The organism is Mesorhizobium sp. WSM4307, from assembly GCF_007003945.1.
Lineage (GTDB): Bacteria > Pseudomonadota > Alphaproteobacteria > Rhizobiales > Rhizobiaceae > Mesorhizobium.
The window spans coordinates 250,173-271,587 of sequence record NZ_VFTB01000002.1; the positions used below are offsets into that span (position 1 = coordinate 250,173).

Sequence of the window (21,415 nt, forward strand, 5' to 3'; positions counted from 1 at the left end):
GAGGCTCAGGTTACGTCCGCACCGATAGCGAAACCGCGACCGTCGGCCGACCAAGCGCCGGCACCGGCCATCGCCAGCGCCAGGAAGCCGCCTGATATGGCAATGTCCTTCATCAGCATCTGCTGGTGAAGGAAGGCGAGTGTCGCATCGCCGGCCCCTTGGCCGTGATGGCCGATGAAGCCGGCAACGACGCAGAAGGCCGCCAAGAGCAGCGCCACGATCCGGGTCTGAAAGCCGATGAGGATCAGCAAGCCGGCGACCAACTCGAACAGGCCCGTGCCCCAGGCGGCGAGCGTCGGCAGCGGCAGGCCGAGGCCGGCAAAATAATCGGATGTGCCGGCAATGTTGGCGAGCGCCTGGAAGCCGGATGGTACGAACAGCACGGCAAACAGCAGTCGCGAAACCAGAAGCAATGCATCGCGGGTCATGGCCACCTCCCTTGCCGGCGCCCTTTTGGGCTCGAGCCGGCTGCCTCGAAGTCTACGCCTGTGAGGCCTCCGCCGAAACCGGACCGGCTATTCCGGACAACGAAAAAGCGGCGCGGAAAATTCCGCGCCGCTTCTGTCGAGGCCTGGGAGGGAGGTTCAGCCGCGCTTGGCGTCGATCGAATAGGCGCCGGCGCCCGATGAAGCCAGCAGCAGGAAGCCGCCGGTGATGGCGAGGTTCTTGAGGAACTGGATCATCTGCATCTGGTCGGCCCAGCCGGTATGGGCGACCAGCCCGGTGGCGACGGTGAAGATCGCGAGCACCCAGGCGGCGACACGGGTCTGGAAACCGACGAGGATGGCGAGGCCGCCGAGTAGTTCAATCAAGCCGACGACCACAGCCGTTATGGTCGGAGCGGGCAGGCCGAGGCCGCCAAAGTAGGCAGCAGTGCCAGAAATGGCGGTGAGCTTGCCGAAACCGGAAAGCAGGAAAATGACCGCGAGCAGGATGCGGCCGAGCAGGATGGTGACAGAGCTGTTGGACGCGGTGCCGGCGCCGGCGGCGGAAGTGTTGATGGACATGGTGTCTCTCCGAATGGGTTGAATGACCCTCAGATAGACGATGCCGACTGTTCACCAAAGCCGCCGATGCGGCGACACATTGTTCACAGGCTATACATTTCCGTGAACGGCGAAAAGGCGCGAAATTCGTGTCGGGTGATGCGGAGGCGGGAGCAAATTCTCCCGCCGAAAAGCACCTTACCCCGGATGCGTCATGTCCTCCGGCCGCACCAGCCGGTCATAATCGGCCTCGCTGACCAGCCCGGTGGCCAGCGCTTCCTCGCGTAGCGTGGTGCCGTTCTTGTGCGCCGTCTTGGCGATCTTGGCGGCGTTGTCGTAACCGATGGTGGGCGCAAGCGCCGTCACCAGCATCAGCGAGCGGTCGAGCGCCGCCTTGATGTTGTCCTCACGGGCCTCGATGCCGACGACGCAATTGTCGGTGAAGGAGACCGACGCATCGGCAAGCAACTGCACCGACTGCAGGAAGTTGTAGGCCATCAGCGGATTGTAGACATTGAGCTCGAAATGGCCCTGGCTGCCGGCGAAGGTCAGCGCCGCATTGTTGCCGAACACCTGCACGCAGACCTGCGTCATCGCCTCGCACTGCGTCGGATTGACCTTGCCCGGCATGATCGACGAGCCGGGTTCGTTTTCCGGCAGCGACAATTCGCCAAGGCCCGAGCGCGGGCCTGAACCGAGGAAGCGGATGTCGTTGGCGATCTTGAAGAGTGCTGCCGCCGCCGCGTTGATGGCGCCGTGCGAGAACACCATGGAATCATGTGCCGCGAGCGCCTCGAACTTGTTCGGCGCGGTGACGAAGGCGATGCCGGTGATGGCGGCGATGCGATCGGCCACCCGCTCGGCGAAGCCGACCGGTGCGTTGAGGCCGGTGCCGACGGCGGTGCCGCCTTGCGCCAGTTCCTGCAGGCCGGGCAGTGTCATTTCGATGCGCTTGATCGAGGAGGCGACCTGCGCGGCATAGCCGGAAAATTCCTGGCCCAGCGTCAGCGGCGTGGCGTCCTGCGTGTGGGTGCGGCCGATCTTGATGATGTGGTTGAAGGCCCGGGCCTTGGCGTCCAGCGCCTTGTGCAGGTGCTTCAGAGCCGGCAGCAAATCGTGCACGATGCGCTCGGCGCAGGCGATGTGCATGGCCGTCGGATAGGTGTCGTTCGACGACTGGCTCATATTGACGTGGTCGTTGGGATGCACCGGCTTCTTCGAGCCCATGGCGCCGCCCAGCATCTCGATCGCCCGGTTGGAGATCACCTCATTGGCGTTCATGTTGGACTGCGTGCCCGAGCCGGTTTGCCAGACAACCAGTGGGAAATGGTCGTTGAGCTTGCCGTCGATAACCTCTTGCGCGGCCGCGATGATCGACTTGCCGATCGCCGGATCGAGCCGCTTCAACTCCATATTGGCTTCCGCCGCCGCCCGCTTGACGATGCCCAGCGCTCGCACGATCGATGCCGGCTGCTTTTCCCAGCCGATCTTGAAATTGCCGAGGGAACGCTGCGCCTGCGCGCCCCAATAACGGTCGGCGGCAACCTCGATGGGGCCGAACGTATCGGTTTCGGTTCTGGTCTTTGCAGCGGTCACGGGTCTCTCCTTGTCGAAGTCGGCAAGGGCGTATCGCGTTGCACAAATGGCTTCAAGCGGAGATTGCGGGTGGGCCGGATGCAAATCGGTTGAAGATGGGCGCATCTCCCATCTCCCCTTGCCGGAGAAGGGAAAGGGCGCATCTCACCCCACCGTATACCCGCCGTCGATCGCGCAGATCCCGCCGCTCGTCCAGGCCGCCTCGGCGCTGGCGAGGTAAACCGCCATCCCGGCGAGGTCGTTCGGGCGGCCGATGCGGCCCAGCGGATAGCTGCGTTCGACATAGGCCTTCAGCTCGGCCTTTGCCTCCGCTGGCAGGTTGTCGACGGTCCTGCGCCGCATGGCGGTGTCGACCGTGCCAGGCGCGATGGCGTTGACGCGGATGCCGCGCGGGCCGAGCTCGAAGGCCAGCGATTTGCTCAGCGAGTTCAACGCGCCCTTGGACAGGGAATAGAGGCTCGATGGCCGCTTCGGGATCATCTTGCTGGCGAAATAGGAAGAGATGTTGATGATGGATGCACCGGCGCCGAAATGCGGCAGCAGCCCCTGGGTGAGGAAGAACGGCGCCGTCACATTGAGCGCGAAGGAGTGCTGGAACTGCGCCTCGCTGACGCTCTCGAACGGCAGGAGGTAGGCGATAGCGGCATTGTTGACGAGAACGTCGAGCGGCTGGCCGGTCCCTTTCACGTGTTCGACAACAGTTGCGATGCCGGAGCTGGCGGCAAGATCTGCGGATCGCGTCTCCACCGCGCCGGGCGAGCCGAGAGCTGTCAGCTTCTGACGCGCGGCGTCGAGCTTGCCGGCGTCGCGGCCGGCGATCAGGACATCGGCGCCCTCGCGCAGGAACGCCTCGGCGATTGCCAGGCCGATGCCGTCCGAGCCGCCGGTCACCAGCGTGCGCTTGTCCAGAAGTCTCATTGGGCACTCCGAGGTCGCCTTGGCCAATGCCAGAGCACTGCATAGTCGCGGCCCTGGTCAAGCAGCCGGTCTATCCCACGGTATGAACTTCGCAGGTTGCCGATGCTCGGATGGGACAGTGCGCCCAGCTGGCAGGCCAGGGCAAGTCTACGCGCCGACGGTTGCAGGTTGGTGCATGGCCAGGCGCGCGGCAACGAAATCCTTGACCTGGCGGATCGCCTGTTCGCGCGAGACGCTGCCTGGTTCCAGGCCGAGCCGCAGCCAAAGCCCGTCGATCAGCGCGGTGACGCCAAGCGCGATGTCGCCGGCATCGCCGGGCGAGGCAAGGCCGTGCAGGCCGGACAACAGGTTCGAACGCATGCGCGCGTGCAGCACCTTCTGGATACGCGCCAGCTTCTCGTCGCGCGGCACCTCGGCGCACAGCGAAAGCCAGGCATGGCAAAGCGGCGGCAGGAACAGATGTTGCTCGAAATTGCCGTCGATCACCGCGTCGAGCCGCTCCATCGGCGTGCGCGCCTGGCGAAGCCGGGCGACGACGGCGTCGCGCAGCACGGCGTTGGCCTCCCGCATCGCATGCTCGAACAATTCCTGCTTGTTGCGGAAATAGTGCAGCACGATGCCCTTGGAGGCGCCGGCGTGGGCGGCCACCTTTTCCAGAGTAGCACCCGCAATGCCTTCGCGCTCCAGCACCGCGAAGGCAGCCTGCCGCAACTCCTTGCGGCGTATGTCGCTGAGGCGCTTGAGTTTCACGGCTTCCATCCAGGCGTTGCGAATCCATGTTGACATTTTCGTCCGCTCAGATCAACAATTGACCAGTGGGACAATAAAAAGACCAATTGGTCAATACAACGATGGCGACCGTGATGACGAGGAGAATCGAAATGGTCCGCATGCTTGCAAATGGCATCTGTCTTGCAGCCCTGATGTTGGGCGTTCATACGGCTCAGGCGGCCGAGGTTGAGCAGTGCAGGGCGGTCCGCATGGCCGAACCGGGCTGGAACGATCTTGCCTTCACCACCGGCGTCGCCAACGTCCTGCTCGATGCGCTCGGCTACCAGCCGCAAAGCTCGGTGCTGGGCATCAACGTCATCTACGAAGGCATGAAGAACAACGACCTGGACTTGTTCCTCGGCTATTGGGACCCCGCCATGGTCACCTATTACGAACCCTACAAGAAGGATGGCTCGGTCGGGAATGTCCGCGTCAATCTCGAAGGCGCCAAATACACCTTCGCCGTTCCGACCTATGTCTGGGATGCCGGCGTCAAGGATTTTGCCGACCTGCACAAATTCGCCGACAAGTTCGGCAAGAAGATGTACGGCATCGAGCCCGGTTCCAACCAGTTGATGATGGATGCCATCGCCGACCCGTCGCTCGGTCTTGATGGCTGGCACGTGGTCGAGTCGAGCGAGGCCGGAATGCTTTCCGAGGTCGGCTATGAGATCAAGGAAAAGCAGTTCATCGTCTTCCAGGGCTGGGCCCCGCATCCGATGAACACCATGTACGATTTCAAATATCTGACTGGCGGCGACAAGTTCTTCGGTCCGAATTTTGGCGCGGCAACGGTGACGACGCAGGTCCGCAAGGGCTATCTGCAGCAATGCCCCAATGTAGCGCAGTTCCTCAGGAATCTCGCCTTCGACATCAATTTCGAGAATGTCGGCATGGGCTATCTCATCAATGACGGCATGAAGCCGGAGGACGGGGCGCTGAAGGCGATCACGGCGAACAAGAGCCGCCTCGACGCCTGGCTCGCCGGCGTCACCACCTTCGACGGCAAGCCCGGCCTTGCAGCCGTCAAGGAGAAACTCGGCCTTTGACATCGGTCACGCTGGAAGCGGCCTCGGATCCCTGGGCGGAGCAGAATGCCTGGGCCGGCCGCAAGCAATTCATCAATTGCGGCGGCCTCGAGATGGCCTATGTCGAGATGTCAGGCGCCGAACCGGCGCTGGTTCTTGTGCACGGCTTCACCGACACCAGCCGCAGCTTTTCGCTCTTGGCGCCGCATCTGGCCGGCCGCCGGCTGATCATGCCCGACCTGCGCGGCCATGGCGCCTCGCCGGCGGGCAAGGGCTTCGGCATCGCCGACTTTGCCGATGACATTGCGGGCCTGATCCGGCATTTGCACCTCGATCGGCCCGTTGTGGTCGGCCATTCGCTGGGCGCCATGGCGGCCGTCGCCTTGGCTGCGCGGCACAACGACCTCATCGCCGGAATGGTGGTGATGGCCGGCACGTTGAAACCCGATTTCGCATCGGATCATCCCCTGGTCGCGGGGGTGCAGGCTCTGCGCGATCCGATATCGCCGACCGACCCGTTCTATGACTGGTGGCATGACTGCCGGCCCGGCGTGCCCCAGCCGTTTCTCGCCTGCCTGGCGAAAGACGCATCGGCCATGCCCGCGGCGCGCTGGCGCGCCATCGTGGACGAGATCCGCCGCGCCGACCTGACAACTGCGGCACAGGGAGTGCGAACCCAAACACTGATCATCGCCGGCGCGTGCGACCCGCTGTTCGGCGTTGAGCACCAACAGGCGCTTTCGCGTTGCCTGTCGGAGGCACGCCTCGTGCGTGCCGAGGCGTGCGGCCACAATCCGCATTGGGAGGACCCGGCCTTTGTCGCGCGGGCCATCACCGGGGCATTCGACGCCTAGCGCCCAACCAGGGATCGCGACGTGGGCGACAGCCGCAAGGTCTCGGTTGGTTTGGTCAGATCAAGCTGAACTGCTCGCAAAAAGCGCTGCCATGCCGGCGCGGCGGCGAGGGCGGCTTCCTGGCTTGCATGCGCCTCGGCGCTGTCGAACCGGGCGACGGAAACGAAGACGTTCTCGCTGGCCCGCACCGGCAGCCGCGGAAAACTGTTTTCGGCATGTTCGGTGACAAAGGCGGCGAGGAGGCGCACGCCGGGCGCCTTCATCAAGGGCGCCGCCTCCGCCGCGAACCGACTGGCGAATTCGGCCTCAGCTCCTGATCGCAAGTGGTGAATTCGGACGACAACAACACCGCCCAAACGGTTCTCATTGCTGGAGTTTTCGTGCTCGGCAGAAAGCGGCCGCTGAAGTCCTGACAGGTCGAAGCCGGCGCTCGGCCATACCGGCTTCAGCAGCAGCACATCGTCCGAATCGATCATCGTCGCATTGGCCGCGTCGCGGTGCGCCGCCCAGATCGTGCCGTCGTAGAAGGCGGCCAGCGCCTCCTTGCGTGTGTCCATGCTGTCGAAGCCGCGCAGCCAGACGAACATGTCCGGACGGTCCAGATCGCGGAACTGGCCGATGATGGTCATTCCAGCCGCCTCCTGGCTTTCGATGAACTCGCGGTCAAACAGGGCAATCAATGTTTCGCGCTGCCCGGGCCTCAACGTGTACTGCCGCAATTCGACGACGGGCGAGGCAAGCATTGCAGCCTGCGGAGCGGCGTTCAGGGGCAGGTTCATCGGAAGTCTCCAAAAAACAGGGTGATCATCCTGTTTATAAACAAACAGGTTGTCCTGTTTTGTCAACATGCTATTCTCTGACTATGTCAGCAGAGACGACCATTCGATCTGGCCCAAGGCCACGAAAGCGCGTCAACGACCCCGAGGGCATGCGCTGCAAAGTGCTCGACGTCGCCGAGGTCGCGTTCCAGGCGCGCGGCTATCACGCGACCAGCTTCGGCGATCTCATGACAGCGGCAGGGGTCAGCGGCGGCGCATTGCATCATCACTTCCCGACCAAGAAGGCGCTGGCCCTGGCGGTGATCGAAGAGCGTGTGGCGGCAGCGGTCGAGGAGACATGGATCGCGCCGATAGTGGCAGCGGTTTCGGCACGCGAAGGAGTGCGGGCTGTGTTCGAGGCTGTCGCGGCGGAACTGGAACAGCAGGGTTTCGTGCGCGGCTGCCCGCTCAACAATCTGGCGCATGAACTGTCGCTCGCCGATCCGGATTTTCGAACTGCCCTTGCCGGCATCTTTGCGGCATGGCGCCAGGCGATCGCCGACAAGATCAGAGCCGACCAGCAGGAGGGCGGGGAGCAAGGCACCGATCCCCAGCATTTTGCGGCACTTGCCGTCGCCAGCTATTCCGGCGCCATGTCGATGGCCAAGACGGCGCAGGACGCGACCATGCTGCGCGACTGTCTGGCGGCACTCGGCCAAGCCTGAGCCGCAGCTAGGCGCGCTCGATGATGGCGTTCGGGGGCGGACCTACCGAGCCGCGCTCGAAGATCGATGTTGGCAAAATGAGCCTTTCGGCCCGTCGCGGATCTCCCTTCAATCGCCGGATGAGCAATTCCGCGACGGAGCCCTCGCGCTCGATTCCGCCTGACGAGGTGTTGGTCAATTCGGACGGGACCTATAGCGTAAAGGCTTCGACCATTCTGGGGCTTCTCAACGAGGCCTCGAATGTCATCGAGGGACATCCAAAGTTGGAACTGCAAAGCTACGGTGTCGGACCCAAGCCGAACCCCGGAGACGGCGAGCCGGTCTTCGGCCAGTTGAAGGACATCCAGGGGTATTATGTTGCCTTCAGCCATAGCGGCGCAACGCTTGGCCTGATCGCGGGCGAGTTGCTTGCCGGCGAGATCGCCGGCGGCATTGAGCATCCGCTGCTTGCGAACTTCCGCCCAAGCCGCTTTTGATCAGACCCGTCCAAAGGCTTCCTGCGCGCCATGGACCTCTACTCGGCCAGCGGCTTGATCGTCTCGTAGCCGTTGACCGATTCCGCGCTGGTGCCTTCATCATAGCGCCGGGCAAGGGAGGCTTGCAGATCGGGCGCATAGAGCGCGGTGAACGTGTCGAGCGTCTCGCCGGCTCCGTTCTTGAAGGTCTCCTTGACCGCCAGGACGTTGTATTTGCAGCCGCCGAGGCTGAAGGTTTCCTTGCCCTTGACGACCAGGATCAGCGTCTTGGTGGCCTTCGGCTGCTTGTCCGGCGACAACTCGACGAACTCGATCGTGCTCTTGGTTCCCGCCTTTAGCGGAAACAGTTTTCGCAGGTCGGAAAACGGGATCATTGCCAGCCGGCCGGTGTTGCTGTCGCGAAAAACCTCGATCAGGCCGGCATACAGGAACTGCTTTTGCGGTGATTGCGACTCATAGCTGTTGGCGACGGAGATCATCCCGCCCGCGGCGGGCCGAAACTCGCTTTGGATGCCTGGCCTCGCCAGAATGAACCCGTTTTTCGCGGACTTCGCATCGACGCATGGACCGGCAAACGCAACACTCGCCGGCAGCAGAACCGCCAATGCCATGCCGATAAGCGCGCGCTTCATGACGCTCCTCCGTTTCGTGCGAATACAAGTGCAGGTAGAAATTGACAGACGTTCATGGCGATGTCGATGGTCAAGGCAGTGACGGTATTGCCGAAACTGGACGGACGGACGTCGCCTGTGCTGAAATTCCGCCGATGATGAATCACTGGGCGCCACAATTGCTTTCACGACGCAGCTTTCTGATGCAGGCCGCGGGTCTTGTCGCGGCCGGCGCGCTTTCACGCCCGGCGCTCGGACAGACCGGGCAGCGCATCCAGCCCATCGATGCCACCTTCCTGTTCATCGCCGATGTCCATGCCTGCCGGATGGCGAGCGGCCTCAGCCCCAACTGCCGGCAGGAGGGCAAGACCGACGTCGCGCTGCTGCGCAATGTCGCGGCGCTGAATGCCATCAATGACAAGCACTGGCCGGCCGAGATCAACGGCGTCGCCACCGGCTTGCGTTCGGCCGGCAACCGGATCGGCATGCCGCTCGGTCTTGTCGTCGGCGGCGACATCACCGACGATGGCGGCGGCCAGATCACCCAGCCGAGCGAGGGCACGCAGCTGCTGCAGTTCAGCCAGCGCTATAGCCAAGGCGTTGGCCCGGATCGTGTCCACATACCGGTCTATGTCGGGCTCGGCAATCATGATCTCGACCAGAACGGTCCGCCGCATCATGTCGATTGGTACCGGCGTGAACTGCGCGACTACGTCGAGGTCAACCACCGCCCCGGCGTGTTCTTCAAACCACCTGTGCCGGCCACCAGCTACGATGTCGACACCGACTGCTATTCATGGGACTGGGGCGGCCTGCACCTTGTCCAGACGCATCGTTTCACCGGCGACATCGGCCATGGCGCCGATTCGAGCCTGCCTTGGCTCAAGCAGGATCTCGCGACCTACGCGGCGGATGGCCGCCCCGTCATCCTGTTCCAGCACTATGGCTGGGACATTTTTTCGACGGAGCGGTGGGATCCTGCCAAGCGCACCTATGACGATGACGGCGCCGGTGCGCCGCACTGATGGGGCGAGGCCGACAGACAGGCGCTGCTGGCGGCGCTGAAGGGCTACAATGTCGTCGGCATCTTCCACGGCCATCAGCATGACACCCCGCTGAGCTACCACCGTGACGGGCTCGACCTGTTCAAGCCGAAGGCCGCTTATATGGGAGGGTTAGCCGTGGCCCGGGTGACCAGCGATGGCATGGACGTGGCGCTGGGCGAGGCGACCGACGACCATGGCGAGGTCACCTTCACCAACGCTTTCAGCAAGGGCTGGAGCACTTGAAAAAGGCGGCCCTGGCGGCCGCCTTTCCGATTGCACGACATGTCTCGATGCGGGATCAGAGTGCCTTCCTGACTTTGTCCTTCACGTCGCCATAGGCCTTCTGCACCTTGCCGGCGACCTTGTCGGCCATGCCCTCGGCCTGGGTCCGTCGGTTGCCGGTCGCCTTGCCGGCGGCCTGTTTGACCGCGCCCTTGACCTGCTTGGCCAGACGGCGACCTGATCCTTGTTCACCATGTTCCGCATCTCCTGGAAGTTTGAATTCGGGGGAATTCGTCCGCCGCGAACAAACGGGCCGCCGTCGATTAAAATCCAGGCGCTGTTGCGGAATAGGATGACTGCGCGACCCGCTTCCGGTGGCAAGGCTGGCGGGATAGGTTGCGCGGACGCACCGCGCGCATGGAGAGAAAAATGGCGGAGTTCACGCTCTACATCGGCAACAAATGCTTCTCCTCGTGGTCGCTCCGGCCATGGGTGGCGATGAGGCATCTGGAGATACCATTCGAGGAAGGTTTTGTGCGGCTGCGTACGCCCGAGACCTTTGCCAATCTGGCGAAAGTGTCGCCGACCGGTCAGGTGCCCGTCCTGAATCACAAGCCGTTGCAGGGAGGGAGCAGGATCGTCTGGGAAACCCTTGCCATTCTTGAGTATCTCGCTGACCTGTTTCCCGAGAAAAAGCTCTGGCCGACCGGTATCGGCGCCCGTGCCTTGGCGCGCGCGGCGGCGACCGAGATGCATTCCGGTTTTCGCGAGGTGCGCTATGGCTGGCCGATGAATTTGCGGCGGCCGAAGGGGCACAAGCCGCTCGACGCCGACGGGGAGGTGCAGCGGGCACGCATCGAGGCGCTATGGCGCGAATGCCGCGAGAAATACGGCAAGGGCGGTCCGTTCCTGTTTGGCCATTTCACCGCGGCCGATGCCATGTATGCACCGGTCGTCACCCGCTTCGACACCTATGGCGGCGAGCTCGCGCCCGAGACCAGGGCCTATGTCGACGCCGTGCTGGCAATGCCGGCGATGCGGCACTGGTATGCGGAGGCGGCGAAAGAGCCATGGCCGGAGCCGGGGCCGGACGAATAGACCGAACGACGGACAGCAATCAGGTTTCGCTCCTGGAGGAGGACCGATGGCCAGCAACGAAGCACCACGTGAAGCTGCGACGACAAGGATCTTCCATTGCCGGCTGATCCCGCCGCGGCCGGACTTCGCCTTTACCATGACGGACGAGGAAAGGGAGCTGATGAGCCGGCATGCCGACTACCTGCGCGCCAAGCTGCGCGAGGGCACCATGATCTTGGCTGGCCCGGTCGCCGATCCGGCCGGTCCTTGGGGCCTGCTGATCCTGCGTGCCGGCAGCGAGGCCGACGCAAAGGCGATAACCGATGGCGATCCAGTGGCAAGGTCAGGCCGCGGCTTCCGCTACGAGATCCTGCCGATGATCAGCACGATCATGTAGGGCGACCCCGAAAGCTAACGGTCCGGCTCCGGCCACAGCGCCTCCAGCGTGCGAGCCCCGCTCGGCCGCCACCGTGATCCGGGAGAGGGCCTGACACAAATAAGAACGCCCCTCGCACCGGTTATTGTGCGGGAGGCGTCCTTTTGTCAGCACTCCTGAGATCGCTCTCTGAAACTGCTGACCCCAATGAAATGCGCTGGCAGGGGATTGGTTCCGGGGGTGGTGTGATTTTTTTGGGAGGAGCCTGGCCTTTCTGCCGTTCATCGGTTGAGGCTCTATTCGTGTGACAACCTGAAATTGAAGACGGGCTTTTGGAAAACCAGAAATTGACTCGGCGGCAAAAGCAGTCTAAAAGAACTATGTCGATATTTGTTTGACCGACTTTTGTTATCCGCGCACGCATGCGCGCCTTTGACGAACTTCCCCATCAAAAATCGAGACAAAAATCGCTGTGCAGTCGCACCGCGATTAACGAATATTTGCCATGGAAAGGGTTCGTTTATGAGCACCGGCACAGTTAAATGGTTCAACGCCACCAAAGGTTTTGGTTTTATTCAGCCTGACGACGGCTCGGCCGACGTTTTCGTCCACATCTCGGCCGTAGAGCGCGCCGGCATGCGCGACATCGTCGAGGGCCAGAAGCTTGGCTACGAGATGGTCCGCGACAACAAGTCGGGCAAGATGTCCGCCGACCAGTTGAAGGCGGCCTGAAGAACGAATTCAGCCCTCCCGGTGACCACGGATGTACTGGCACCGGTGCAGGGCGAATTCCGACGCGTGGCCCTGGAAACCTGAGTTTCCAAGGCGCATCATGCGCATGAGAGGAGCGTTTCCTGCGGATCCAGCCCTGTGCATCCTTCCGGATGTCACTGGATGCGCGGTACTCCCCAGGGAAGGTCAGGCGGTGCCTGGCCTTTTTCATATTACGCCTGCTGCCGCCGAAAATGCGCTGCGCATCGGGCTGAACGTGCTAAGGGACGGCTTGGCAATTTGAATCCGCCGCCGTATTGCCCCGATGCCGTGTTGCTTTGTGCGTGGTCCCGACCGACGACCCGGTCTCGCCCTACCGGCACCAGGCTCCTGACAGGAGAAAGATTTTGACCGACCATTCGAAGACCGCCGCCGATCCGGCGGTGTCGCTGTTCAGCAAGACGCAAACCCAGTCGATGTCGCTCAACCGCATCCTATCCGAGCGCGACGCCGTCAGCGAGGCGCGGGAAGCCAAGACGGCCCGCTTGCGCGAGCTGCGCCTGGAAAAGGAAGCCGAAGAGATGGCGGCGGCCGCCGCACTTGCGGCGCGCCCGAAAAGAGCCGGAAAACGCTGATGGCCACCAAGCGCGTACCGCCAACGCCGATCGCGGCCGATGCGACCATCGCCGACATGGTCGAAACCCTGGACAAGCCGGTCGAATATGTCCGGCGCGTGCTGGAAAAACTCGAGCGCTGCAAGCGCGCCCATGGCGATGCCCAGGTGCGCGTCGGCGTGCGCGGCCGCGCCGAAGCCCCGAACTACCTGATAGAATACGTTCGCGAGGACAGGAAGACCCTGGAGCGGGTCACCTATCAGGATGCCGCCTATAGCGGCAGCACCCATCGCGAACTGGCGCCGCATCACATCGCGGAAGCCAGGAACTGGTCGCCAGAGGAAATGAACATCACGGCGGTTTCGGCGCTGATCGGCCGCTTGCGCAATCCACGCGCCCCATCATCGCGTTTCGCCGACGAGGACTGACATGGCCATAAAATTCTCCGCCAAGGACCAGCCGGCGGCGCCGGCTCCCGCAGCAAAGCCCGCCAAGCCGGCCGCCGCGAAGGCCAGCGAATCTGCCGACCCCGCGACCGATCTGTTCAAGTCACCGGTCGAAGCGCCGGCGCGCAAGACAGGCAAGAAGAAATAGCACCTTGCCGCGGGACGCCGATCGCAATCCTGCCGCGCCGGGGCTGCTCGCCCTGGCCGCTGCCGCAAGCCTTTCCTCACAACGTGACGCCTCGCCGCTCTTCGACTGCCAGAGCTGCGGCGCGTGCTGTTCCTATTCGGCCGAGTGGCCGCGTTTCTCCACCGAGGATGACGCGCAGCTCGAACGCATTCCTGAAAAATATGTTGCCCTCGACCTGTCCGGCATGCGCTGCGAGGGCGTGCGCTGTTCGGCCCTGACCGGCGAAGTCGGCAAGTCGACCGCTTGCGGCATCTATGAAACGCGCCCGGATGTCTGCCGTGCCTGCATGCCTGGCGACGAGGAGTGCCTGATGGCAAGGGCCGCGCACGGGTTGGCGGTGGGGTAGTTCCATCCCCCGCTTTGCGGCGCAAGGAAAACACCAATCGCCGTCGCTTGCCTCGACTTGCGCCACCCGATAGCTTCCTTGCCGGGCAGGGCCATGGAGGAAATCATGAGCATCGAGTTTCTGTTGACGTCGCTGATCGTCGTTGCCTCGCCCGGCACCGGCGTTCTCTACACGCTGAGTGCGGGACTTTCGCGCGGTGCGCGGGCTTCGATCATTGCCGCCTTCGGCTGCACGCTCGGCATCATCCCGCATATGGCCGCTGCCATCACCGGCCTTGCGGCGCTGCTGCACACCAGCGCGGTCGCCTTCGAGACGCTGAAATATCTCGGCGTCGCCTATCTCATCTACATGGCCTGGAACACGCTGAAGGAGAAGGGCGGCCTCAGTGTCGAGGATAATGTCGCGCCGCGCTCGGCCGGCAAGGTGATTGCCACCGGCATCCTCGTCAACGTGCTCAACCCGAAACTGTCGATCTTCTTCTTCGCCTTCCTGCCGCAGTTCGTCAGCACCACCGAGCCCAATGCGCTGTCGAAGATGCTGGAGCTCAGCTCCGTCTTCATGCTTTTGACCTTCGTGGTTTTCGTCGGCTACGGCATCTTCGCCGCTTCGATCCGCCGCCATGTCGCCTCGCGGCCGATGGTGCTGACCTGGATGCGCCGAACCTTCGCCGGTGCGTTTGTCATGCTCGGCGCCAAGCTGGCATTGGCTGACCGGTAGCGGCGACCGGCCAGCTATCCCTTCACATAGCCCATCGCCTCGACGATGCGTCCGTCCTCTACACGCATGAGATTGACGCCACGGACGGAGTTACCGTCGGCCATCCAGTAGCGCCAGCGGATGGTCGCCCGGTCGCCGGCGACAAAGGTCTCCTCGAGGTCGAAGCGCGTGCCTGGCTGGGTGGCGATCGCCGACCACAGCTGGACGCATGCTTGCCGCCCCGCATGACGCGCGCCATTAGGCGCCGGCACGGTGTTTTCGATGACGCATTCTTCGGCAATCAGTTCGGGAAGTGCGGACGGGTCGTGCAGCTGGAACACGTCGTTGAAGCGCCGCATGATCTCGGCCGTCTGTCCGGAGCGGTCGTCTGGGTTGAGAGTGATAATGCTGTCCTGTTTCATCTCGTGCTCCTGATGTCAGTGTGCCGTGGTGGTGGTTGCGAGGAGCTCGGCCTTGAGCGTGATGGAGGCCACGCCGGCCAGGGCGCGCGAAACGAGGCATGTCGTTTTCGCCCTCTCCGCGAGGTTCTGGAATTCATCCGGAGCAAGCCCCGGAATCTCGGCTTGCGTCTCAAGCTCGATGCGGGTGATCGTCGGTCCCGCGGCGGCTGCGCCGAGATGCACCTTGGCGACGGTGCTGATGCTTGTCGGTATGTGGTGGGCTGTGCCCAGTATGGCGCTCAGGGCCATGGAAAAGCAGCCGGCATGCGCCGCGGCGATCAGCTCTTCCGGGTTGGTGCCCGGACCGTTTTCGAAACGCGACGGGAAGGAATAGGCGCCTTCGAAAACCCCGCTGCCGAGCTTCACCTTGCCCGAACCCTCTTTCAGCGTCCCTTGCCACCTCGCCTGGGCTTCGCGAATTGTCATTGTCGTTCTCCTTTGGTTTGAGGCATCGATGGGTCAGGCGCCGTCGACGACCACTTTTCCGAAGACGTCGCCCTGCTGGAAATGGCGATAGGCATCGCGGGCCTCGCTGAAGGCAAAGACCTTGTCGATGATGGGCGACAGGCGGTGCTGCGAAACAGCGCGCAGCATGGCTTCGAGATTGCTCCGGTTGCCGACGAAGAGGCGGCTGATGGTGGCGAGGCTGCGCTGGTAGACTGCCGCCGGGATCTGGATCGATCCGCCTTTCGCATCCTGCAGCGTGAGCAGCACGATGTGTCCGTAAAGCGTGCTGGCGATCAGCGACTGCGCGAAGGTCGCCGGGCCACCGGTCTCGACGACGAGATCGATGCCGCCGGTCTGGTCGCGGACGGCCGCACCCCATTCGGGCATGTCCGACGTCGAGATCACAAGATCGGCGCCCAGCATCCGTAGCCTGTCGGCCTTCTCTGCGCGCGAGGTGACGGCGGCGACGCGGCAGCCGAGCAGCTTGGCGAACTGCAGCGCAAAGAGCGAGACGCCGCCTGAACCGATGACTAAAGCGTGTCGCTATTAATTGGCCTCATATCCGGCAGCCTTGAAGAAGTTTCTGCATTCGGCTGGCTCGAACAGGCGGCAGATATCGCCGAGAGCCTGGCAGAGCGCGTCGAAGGTTCTGGCCGCCTTCTTTCGCAGCCACGCCTTGAGTTTTGAGTAGGCCATCTCGATCGGGTTGAGATCAGGTGAGTAGGGCGGCAGGAACAGCAGCCAAGCGCCCCTTTGGCGAACCAGTTGCGCGGCGCGCTCGTTCTTGTGGAAGCCGACATTGTCGAGGATGACGACATCGCCGGGCGACAGTTCGGGAGCGAGTTGGGTCTCGACGTAGTGTTCGAAGATGGCGGCATTCATCGGTGCGTTGACGATCCACGGCGCGACCAGACCATGGCATCGCAGCCCGGCAATGAAGGTCTGCGTCTGCCACTTGCCGAATGGCGCATGCGTCCTGAAGCGCTCGCCCTTCGGCGCCCAGCCGGTGCGTTTGGTCAGCTTGGTGTTGGTTGACGTCTCATCGATGAAGATCAGCCGCGCCAAAGCCTTGTTGAAGAAGCGCTTTCGCCGCCCGATCCACAGTTCACGCGCCTGGCGCACGTCGGCCCGCTGCTGCTCGCTGGCCTGTAGAGTTTTTTTTATGGCTGAGCCCCAGGCGATTGAGCAGGCGCCCGACATTGGAGCGGTGCACGCTCACCCCACGCCCCTCCAGTTCGACGCAAAGCTCATCCAGTGTCAGTTCGCCGGTTTCGGCCAACCGCAAGCGGACAAACTCGGCATGTGGCTCAAGCTTCCCGCCGCCCACATGGCCCTGCCGGCGCGCTTCAAGCGAACCGGTCTGCCGGCGCAGGTTGATCAGATTGTTCACAAAGCGAGGCGAAACACGGAAATGGCCCGCAGCCTCGCGGTGACCATGGCCCTCATCGACATACGCAACAACACGCCGACGCAACTCAAGCGGTAGCGGCTTGCCCATTGCGGTCTCCTTTCAACCGCAATGAATCACGAACTCAAACCAAGGGGAATCCTGAATCCTTTAAAACGCGACAGGCTTTAGAACCCATTGGCCTGGCTTTGGAATTCTGGCACTCGTCACCGCGTTCCAGGCGGTCACGCCGGCGCAGGTCAGCGTCGCCGCCTCACGCCATTCGAGATGATCGGGCAGGCGCGCCGCCCATTGTTCGTCGAGAACCGCGTATTCCGCCAGCATGCCGTCCAGCGCGCAACCGAGCTGGTCGATGAGATCGGCGTTGATGCGGCCGTCGATCCAGCGGGCGAAATAGCTGCCGGTGACACGGTCACCGACGGCGAAGCGGGTGACGGCATCGCCGATGGCGACAACGTCGCCAGCCCCGTCGCTCAATGGAACGACACCCTGGCGCGGCTGCAGCGGATAGGTGCCGTTGAGGATCATCGTGTCGCGGCGGTTGAGCGAGGCGGCACGGACACGCACCACGATCTCATGCGGTTTTGGCTGAGGCTGCGGCTCGTCCCGCATCACCAGGCATTCTGTCCCGCCCGACCCTTCAAGACGATAGCTGCGCATGGTGTTGCCTCCGATATGTAGACTGATCTACATATTATGTAGACCGATTGTCATATTCTGCGCAAGGCCTATAATGATTGCTGCTGACGGAGGTTGACATGGCGAACGACACCCGCACCCGCATACTCGACACGACCGCGCTGCTGCTCCGGCAGCGCGGCTATCACGGCACATCGCTCAACGACATATTGAGCGCCAGCGGCGCGCCGCGCGGTTCGCTTTACTTCCATTTTCCGGGCGGCAAGGACCAACTGGTGACCGAGGTGACGCGTGACAGCGTTGCCGGGGTGACGGCGAGACTGGGCGAAGCGCTGGCCGCCGAAAGGGATCCGGCGGTGGCGGTCCATCATATCTACCAGGCAGTGGGGCGCATGCTGGAAGACAACCAGTTTTCGCTCGGCTGTCCGATCGCGCCCGTCGTGCTGGACTCACCGACCGACGTGCCGGAGCTGGCGGATTTGTGCCGCGCGGCCTTCGAGCAGTGGATAGGGCTGTTGCGTGAGGCCTTCGTCAGGGCCGGAGTGCCCGAACGCCGCGCCCACGCTCTGGCGCTGCTGGTCGAATCGTCGCTGGAAGGGCTGATGGTGATCGCCCGCGCCACCCGGGACCGCGCCCCGCTACAGGCGGTGGCGGACGAGGTCGCGGCGCTGATCGAAGCCGCGGTGCTTGCCGGCGAGGTTCAGCGACGCGCGGAGGCCGGTGTCTGAGGTCAAGGCCCCTGGTTCGGGAAGCAGGCGCTGGCGCTGAGGTTCGGGCCGTTAGCCAGCGACGTCAGGAAGGCCGGCAGCACGGTCGTGAATTTGTAGGAAACCTGGACGCTCGAAAAGCCGGACAGGCCCGAGCAGGCGGTGTTGTTGCTGACGGTGATGTTGGCGTTGCTGAGCACGATGCCGTCGGTTGCCGCCCGACTGCTGATATAGCTGATGGCGCTGGCGGCATCGTAGACGCCGTTCTGCGCGCATCCGCTCTGCAGCACGCCGACGCAACGCGCCCCTGCCGCGGCGATTTCATTCAGCACATGCTGGGCCCAGTACATGCGGCCGAACTCGAACGTGCCCATCAGCACGAGCAGCAACGGCACTGACAGCAAGGCGAACTCGACGGCGTTGGCACCGGATCTGTCGCGCAGGAAGGATCGGCGGCGGCTCATTGCGGCTGCGCCACCGACTTGACCGTGATGTTGCCGTTGCTGACGATGCCGAAGCCGCCGAAAAGCGGCGTATAGGGTTTGCTGGCCGTGATCGTTACGAATTTCCCCGCAATGCCGCCGCCACTGCAGATGCTGCCGCATGCCATCGGGGTGCTCCAGGCCACGGCCCCGGAACTGCCCGGGCAATAGCAGAGATCGGCATTGGCGACCGTGCCGCTCTGGGTGGCCGTGGATGTGGTGGCATTGTAGGCAAGTGCCGCACCGTTGTTGATAACGACCTGAATGCTGCCGCCATTGCCGCCCAGACCGCTGGTGACCACCGTCGCAATGTTGCCGGCCAGCGCGCCGCCGCCGGTGGAATTGACCTTGTCGCCATTGAGCAGCGCATAGTTCGAACCAGCCGAAACCGCCGAGCTCAGTTGGCCTTCAATGAGCCGCCTATGTCGACGGTTCCGGCCAGGATGACCAGCAGCACGGGGCTGACCAAAGCGAACTCGACCGCCGACACGCCGGTTTTCTGGCGCCGCAGGAAGTCTGTGAACGCGAAACGCCGGCTGGCGTGGCCGAGGCGTGACTGCTTGCTCATTGCACGAGGCTCACCTTGCTGCTGCCACCGGCACTCGAGGCCGCGATGCATTCCGATGCGGCTGTGGTGCCGCCCGATAGCGTGATGCGTGAGCCGATCATCTGCAGGCACTTGCTCGGGTCGGTGTTCGATCCCAGCACGCTCGAGCCGCCATTCATGATGATCGGGCCATAGGGAAAATAGAATGCGCCCGATATCTGGGCGTTGGAGCCGCCTTCGGCGAAGGTCGCGCCGCCGGTGTTGGAACTGCCCGTGGGGCCGATCACCGCCAGCTTCGCCGTCGCTCCCGACTGGGGTGCGGTGAGCGCGATGTTGCTATAGCCGGCGGCCACGCAGAAAACATAGCCGTTACAACTTCCCGAACTGGATTTGGCCTTGCCTGACAGGACAAGCGTCACATTGGCGCCGCTGACGCTGATCGTGCTGCCGTTGCAGTTGGCGCTGCCGCCGCCATTGCCGCCCAGCGCGAAATAGCCGTCCACGGTGTAGACGCCGGCGCCGAGCAAAATGGCGCCCGAGCCGATGAAGTTGCCGGCGATGTCGTGCTGCGCCGCGACCGGGACCACAAAGCAGCTGCCGCCGCCGCCGCCGTTCACATTGCCGATGACCTGGAAAACGCTGCTGGCGCCCGTCGCATCGGCCATGATCGTTGTCGAACCGCCGCCGAGCGTGATCGCGTCGCCATTGCTGCCTGGCCCGATCTTGTAGGAATTGGTCGTGCCCGAGCCGAAGGTGAGCGTTCCGGTGTTGGTATAGCCGCCGGGGAGCTCGAAAGTGCTCGGTCCACCAAAGGTCAAGGCGGACGCGTTGCAGATGCTGACCTGTCCCGAGCCGTTGCAGGCAGTGTCGCTGCGGCCGATCTTGAAGGTGCCGGCGCCGAAGGTGGTGGTGCCGTAGCCGGTGGTCAGCCCCTTGGCGAAGTTGAACGTGCCGGCGCCAAAGGTCGTCGTGCCGGCGGCGGTCACCTGCTTGCCGAAATTGTAGGTGCCGGCCCCGAACGTCGTGGTTCCGGCCGTGGTGAGGGTCTTGGCGAAGTTGTAGGTGCCTGGCCCGAAATTGGTGGTGGCACTGGTCGTGAGATCGCCGGCGATATTGTAAACTGTCGTTGCCGCGCCGCTTGTAGCGAAGTTGAGGTTGATGCCGCCGCCGATGGTGACGGTGCCCAGGTTGACCGTGGTTTTGCCGCCGCAGTCCAGCGTCCAGGTCGATGACGACGATGCCCAGCTGGCGGTGCAGCCGAGCGCGTTCGCCTGGCCTTGGGTGGGGCCTGTGTTCCAGCCGAAGTCGATGTTGTTGCCGTTGGGAGTGGTTGGCGCTGTTGGCGCGGCTGTCGTCGAAAGCGCCGCAACCGTTGCAATACGGGCCACGGCGGCCGTGACCGCGGCATTGCCGGCCAGCGGGTCGGGGGTGGATTTCTTGGTGATCACCGCGGTCGCCCCGCCTGGGCCGGTGATGCCGTTGCAAGGCTGGCTCGGGGCAGCGGCGGAATTGTAGTTGACGCCGAGCGCCGAAATGCTGGTGCCGCAGGGGACGGTCACCGTGTTGTTGGAAGAGACGGTGCATTTCTGCGCCGAGATCGAGGTACCGCCGCTCAGCGTCAGGCCGGTCTGCGTGCCGTCGAGCGCGAGCATGCATCCGGGCGTTTGCGGCTGCGCACCAAGCTCGGCCACCGAATTGGCATAGATCTGCAATTGCTGGCGATCGTTCAGGACGCGTGCCAGGAACAGCGTCCTGTAGGTGTTGATCGACACCGAAACCGCGTTGACGCCGATCGTTTTCGGGGAGGCGACCAGGCTCACCTGTACATTGGCGGCGGGAACGCCGTTGAGCACCGCGACGCCGACGGCGGTAGCAGTCATCTGCGAGGTGGACTTGTTCACATTGTAGGCGAGGGCGCCCGCATAGGCCGACAGGTCGGCCACGCGCTGATTGTCGGCGCGCTCGACGAGGGCTGCGCCATATTCGGTCACCAGGGCGGCCATGCCGATCAGGACCGGCATCACCAGTGCCGAGATGATCAGCACGTTGCCGTCGCGGTTTCGCAAAAATCGCCGGAAAAATTGCATCGATGGTTACCCGACACGCCGTACGCGGAGCAACCTCGCCATGCTCCCGCCCTTTAGTAATCGCGAATGTGTTAAAAAATATTGTCTGACAAATTCACCTAGCGCCGTCAAAGCTTAGTCGAAACCTCTGATTTTGCTGGAAAACTGCTCAAGAAAGGAGCGAGTGCCCCGTCGAGTGGTGCAGACCTCGATG

The 21,415-nt window shown here is 63.4% G+C and carries 29 protein-coding genes and 3 pseudogenes; 14 read left to right on the forward strand and 18 right to left on the reverse strand.

What is annotated here, in order from left to right:
• Positions 1–5: 5 nt before the first annotated feature.
• The 5 genes from FJV83_RS04820 to betI form a co-directional block, all read right to left on the reverse strand.
• On the reverse strand, positions 6–428 hold the full coding sequence (locus tag FJV83_RS04820) for a DoxX family protein (RefSeq protein WP_095791694.1): 423 nt from the start codon (positions 426–428) through the stop codon (positions 6–8).
• A 156-nt stretch (positions 429–584) separates the two neighbouring features.
• The gene (locus FJV83_RS04825) at positions 585–1,007 is read right to left on the reverse strand and encodes a DoxX family protein (RefSeq protein WP_142886415.1); all 423 of its coding nucleotides are present in this window, start codon (positions 1,005–1,007) and stop codon (positions 585–587) included.
• A gap of 177 nt (positions 1,008–1,184) precedes the next feature.
• Complete coding sequence (gene fumC, locus FJV83_RS04830; RefSeq protein WP_095770919.1) at positions 1,185–2,582, reverse strand: class II fumarate hydratase; 1,398 nt, start codon at positions 2,580–2,582, stop codon at positions 1,185–1,187.
• A gap of 144 nt (positions 2,583–2,726) precedes the next feature.
• Positions 2,727–3,500, reverse strand: coding sequence for an SDR family oxidoreductase (locus FJV83_RS04835; protein ID WP_142886416.1), 774 nt, complete (start codon positions 3,498–3,500; stop codon positions 2,727–2,729).
• 147 nt (positions 3,501–3,647) lie between these two features.
• A complete protein-coding gene (betI, locus tag FJV83_RS04840; RefSeq protein ID WP_095791693.1) occupies positions 3,648–4,286 on the reverse strand; it encodes a transcriptional regulator BetI in 639 nt (212 codons plus the stop codon).
• A 95-nt stretch (positions 4,287–4,381) separates the two neighbouring features.
• Between betI and choX the strand changes: the two genes are divergently transcribed.
• Both choX and FJV83_RS04850 read left to right on the forward strand, forming a co-directional pair.
• A complete protein-coding gene (gene choX / locus FJV83_RS04845) occupies positions 4,382–5,320 on the forward strand; it encodes a choline ABC transporter substrate-binding protein (protein ID WP_142886417.1) in 939 nt (312 codons plus the stop codon).
• Positions 5,317–6,153 (forward strand): alpha/beta hydrolase, encoded by an 837-nt coding sequence (locus FJV83_RS04850; RefSeq protein WP_246691795.1) that lies wholly within the window; start codon positions 5,317–5,319, stop codon positions 6,151–6,153. The genes choX and FJV83_RS04850 overlap by 4 nt, the downstream gene beginning before the upstream one ends.
• Here FJV83_RS04850 and FJV83_RS04855 read toward each other — a convergent pair.
• On the reverse strand, positions 6,150–7,001 hold the full coding sequence (locus FJV83_RS04855) for an NIPSNAP family protein (protein ID WP_348645167.1): 852 nt from the start codon (positions 6,999–7,001) through the stop codon (positions 6,150–6,152). The genes FJV83_RS04850 and FJV83_RS04855 overlap by 4 nt on opposite strands.
• An 80-nt stretch (positions 7,002–7,081) precedes the next feature.
• Here FJV83_RS04855 and FJV83_RS04860 point away from each other — a divergent pair, with 80 nt between their 5' ends.
• Entirely contained in the window at positions 7,082–7,636 is a 555-nt protein-coding gene (locus FJV83_RS04860; RefSeq protein ID WP_185973420.1) for a TetR/AcrR family transcriptional regulator, read from the forward strand.
• Between the two features lie 133 nt (positions 7,637–7,769).
• A pseudogene (locus FJV83_RS04870) lies at positions 7,770–8,112 on the forward strand (D-amino-acid oxidase); the annotation flags it as partial.
• A 38-nt stretch (positions 8,113–8,150) separates the two neighbouring features.
• On the opposite strand, the gene FJV83_RS04875 reads toward FJV83_RS04870, so the two are convergent.
• Positions 8,151–8,744: a hypothetical protein gene (locus FJV83_RS04875; protein ID WP_142886418.1), complete on the reverse strand. Its 594-nt coding sequence runs from the start codon at positions 8,742–8,744 to the stop codon at positions 8,151–8,153.
• A gap of 134 nt (positions 8,745–8,878) precedes the next feature.
• Between FJV83_RS04875 and FJV83_RS04880 the strand changes: the two are divergent.
• Positions 8,879–10,012: pseudogene (locus FJV83_RS04880) on the forward strand (metallophosphoesterase).
• A gap of 55 nt (positions 10,013–10,067) precedes the next feature.
• Here the strand turns inward: FJV83_RS04880 and FJV83_RS04885 are convergent.
• Positions 10,068–10,255: pseudogene (locus FJV83_RS04885) on the reverse strand (CsbD family protein).
• A gap of 165 nt (positions 10,256–10,420) precedes the next feature.
• On the opposite strand from FJV83_RS04885, the gene FJV83_RS04890 reads away from it, so the two are divergent.
• The 8 genes from FJV83_RS04890 (at position 10,421) to FJV83_RS04920 (ending at position 14,465) form a co-directional block, all read left to right on the forward strand.
• Positions 10,421–11,089 carry a glutathione S-transferase family protein gene (locus FJV83_RS04890; RefSeq protein WP_185973421.1) on the forward strand — a complete coding sequence of 223 codons (669 nt, stop codon included), beginning with the start codon at positions 10,421–10,423 and terminating at the stop codon, positions 11,087–11,089.
• 46 nt (positions 11,090–11,135) lie between these two features.
• On the forward strand, positions 11,136–11,465 hold the full coding sequence (locus FJV83_RS04895; RefSeq protein ID WP_245437705.1) for a YciI family protein: 330 nt from the start codon (positions 11,136–11,138) through the stop codon (positions 11,463–11,465).
• 501 nt (positions 11,466–11,966) lie between these two features.
• Positions 11,967–12,176 (forward strand): cold-shock protein, encoded by a 210-nt coding sequence (locus FJV83_RS04900; protein ID WP_010915421.1) that lies wholly within the window; start codon positions 11,967–11,969, stop codon positions 12,174–12,176.
• Between the two features lie 386 nt (positions 12,177–12,562).
• Positions 12,563–12,790, forward strand: a complete 228-nt coding sequence (locus FJV83_RS04905) for a hypothetical protein (protein WP_095770917.1) — start codon at positions 12,563–12,565, stop codon at positions 12,788–12,790.
• Positions 12,790–13,197, forward strand: coding sequence for a hypothetical protein (locus FJV83_RS04910; RefSeq protein WP_142886419.1), 408 nt, complete (start codon positions 12,790–12,792; stop codon positions 13,195–13,197). Before FJV83_RS04905 ends, FJV83_RS04910 begins: the two co-directional genes overlap by 1 nt.
• Before the next feature lies 1 nt (position 13,198).
• Complete coding sequence (locus FJV83_RS36325) at positions 13,199–13,363, forward strand: hypothetical protein (RefSeq protein ID WP_181167851.1); 165 nt, start codon at positions 13,199–13,201, stop codon at positions 13,361–13,363.
• A 4-nt stretch (positions 13,364–13,367) separates the two neighbouring features.
• Positions 13,368–13,748: a YkgJ family cysteine cluster protein gene (locus FJV83_RS04915; protein WP_095788344.1), complete on the forward strand. Its 381-nt coding sequence runs from the start codon at positions 13,368–13,370 to the stop codon at positions 13,746–13,748.
• A gap of 105 nt (positions 13,749–13,853) precedes the next feature.
• Entirely contained in the window at positions 13,854–14,465 is a 612-nt protein-coding gene (locus tag FJV83_RS04920; protein ID WP_095770916.1) for a LysE family translocator, read from the forward strand.
• Positions 14,466–14,479: 14 nt separating this feature from the next.
• Here the strand turns inward: FJV83_RS04920 and FJV83_RS04925 are convergent, their stop codons facing one another.
• From FJV83_RS04925 to FJV83_RS04945, 6 genes are read right to left on the reverse strand one after another with little or no spacing between them, the layout of a single operon-like run.
• On the reverse strand, positions 14,480–14,866 hold the full coding sequence (locus FJV83_RS04925; RefSeq protein WP_142886420.1) for a nuclear transport factor 2 family protein: 387 nt from the start codon (positions 14,864–14,866) through the stop codon (positions 14,480–14,482).
• Positions 14,867–14,881: 15 nt separating this feature from the next.
• Positions 14,882–15,331 (reverse strand): OsmC family protein, encoded by a 450-nt coding sequence (locus FJV83_RS04930; RefSeq protein ID WP_142876449.1) that lies wholly within the window; start codon positions 15,329–15,331, stop codon positions 14,882–14,884.
• Positions 15,332–15,364: 33 nt separating this feature from the next.
• Positions 15,365–15,880, reverse strand: coding sequence for a zinc-binding dehydrogenase (locus FJV83_RS04935; RefSeq protein WP_281408850.1), 516 nt, complete (start codon positions 15,878–15,880; stop codon positions 15,365–15,367).
• Between the two features lie 18 nt (positions 15,881–15,898).
• Positions 15,899–16,474: an IS630 family transposase gene (locus FJV83_RS36330; RefSeq protein WP_185976821.1), complete on the reverse strand. Its 576-nt coding sequence runs from the start codon at positions 16,472–16,474 to the stop codon at positions 15,899–15,901.
• Positions 16,458–16,850, reverse strand: coding sequence for a transposase (locus tag FJV83_RS36335; RefSeq protein WP_185976822.1), 393 nt, complete (start codon positions 16,848–16,850; stop codon positions 16,458–16,460). Before FJV83_RS36335 ends, FJV83_RS36330 begins: the two co-directional genes overlap by 17 nt.
• Positions 16,851–16,910: 60 nt before the next feature.
• The gene (locus FJV83_RS04945) at positions 16,911–17,420 is read right to left on the reverse strand and encodes an NAD(P)-dependent alcohol dehydrogenase (protein ID WP_246691796.1); all 510 of its coding nucleotides are present in this window, start codon (positions 17,418–17,420) and stop codon (positions 16,911–16,913) included.
• 98 nt (positions 17,421–17,518) lie between these two features.
• On the opposite strand from FJV83_RS04945, the gene FJV83_RS04950 reads away from it, so the two are divergent.
• Positions 17,519–18,127 carry a TetR/AcrR family transcriptional regulator gene (locus FJV83_RS04950; protein ID WP_142884832.1) on the forward strand — a complete coding sequence of 203 codons (609 nt, stop codon included), beginning with the start codon at positions 17,519–17,521 and terminating at the stop codon, positions 18,125–18,127.
• A 2-nt stretch (positions 18,128–18,129) separates the two neighbouring features.
• On the opposite strand, the gene FJV83_RS04955 is transcribed toward FJV83_RS04950, so the two are convergent.
• The 4 genes from FJV83_RS04955 to FJV83_RS04965 all read right to left on the reverse strand — a co-directional run bounded on the left by FJV83_RS04955 (position 18,130) and on the right by FJV83_RS04965 (position 21,222).
• Positions 18,130–18,570 carry a TadE/TadG family type IV pilus assembly protein gene (locus FJV83_RS04955; protein WP_142884831.1) on the reverse strand — a complete coding sequence of 147 codons (441 nt, stop codon included), beginning with the start codon at positions 18,568–18,570 and terminating at the stop codon, positions 18,130–18,132.
• Complete coding sequence (locus tag FJV83_RS36860; RefSeq protein ID WP_246691797.1) at positions 18,567–18,890, reverse strand: hypothetical protein; 324 nt, start codon at positions 18,888–18,890, stop codon at positions 18,567–18,569. Before FJV83_RS36860 ends, FJV83_RS04955 begins: the two co-directional genes overlap by 4 nt.
• A gap of 95 nt (positions 18,891–18,985) precedes the next feature.
• On the reverse strand, positions 18,986–19,156 hold the full coding sequence (locus FJV83_RS36865) for a TadE family protein (RefSeq protein WP_246691798.1): 171 nt from the start codon (positions 19,154–19,156) through the stop codon (positions 18,986–18,988).
• Complete coding sequence (locus FJV83_RS04965) at positions 19,153–21,222, reverse strand: TadE/TadG family type IV pilus assembly protein (RefSeq protein WP_246691799.1); 2,070 nt, start codon at positions 21,220–21,222, stop codon at positions 19,153–19,155. The genes FJV83_RS36865 and FJV83_RS04965 overlap by 4 nt, the downstream gene beginning before the upstream one ends.
• Between the last annotated feature and the right edge of the window lie 193 nt (positions 21,223–21,415).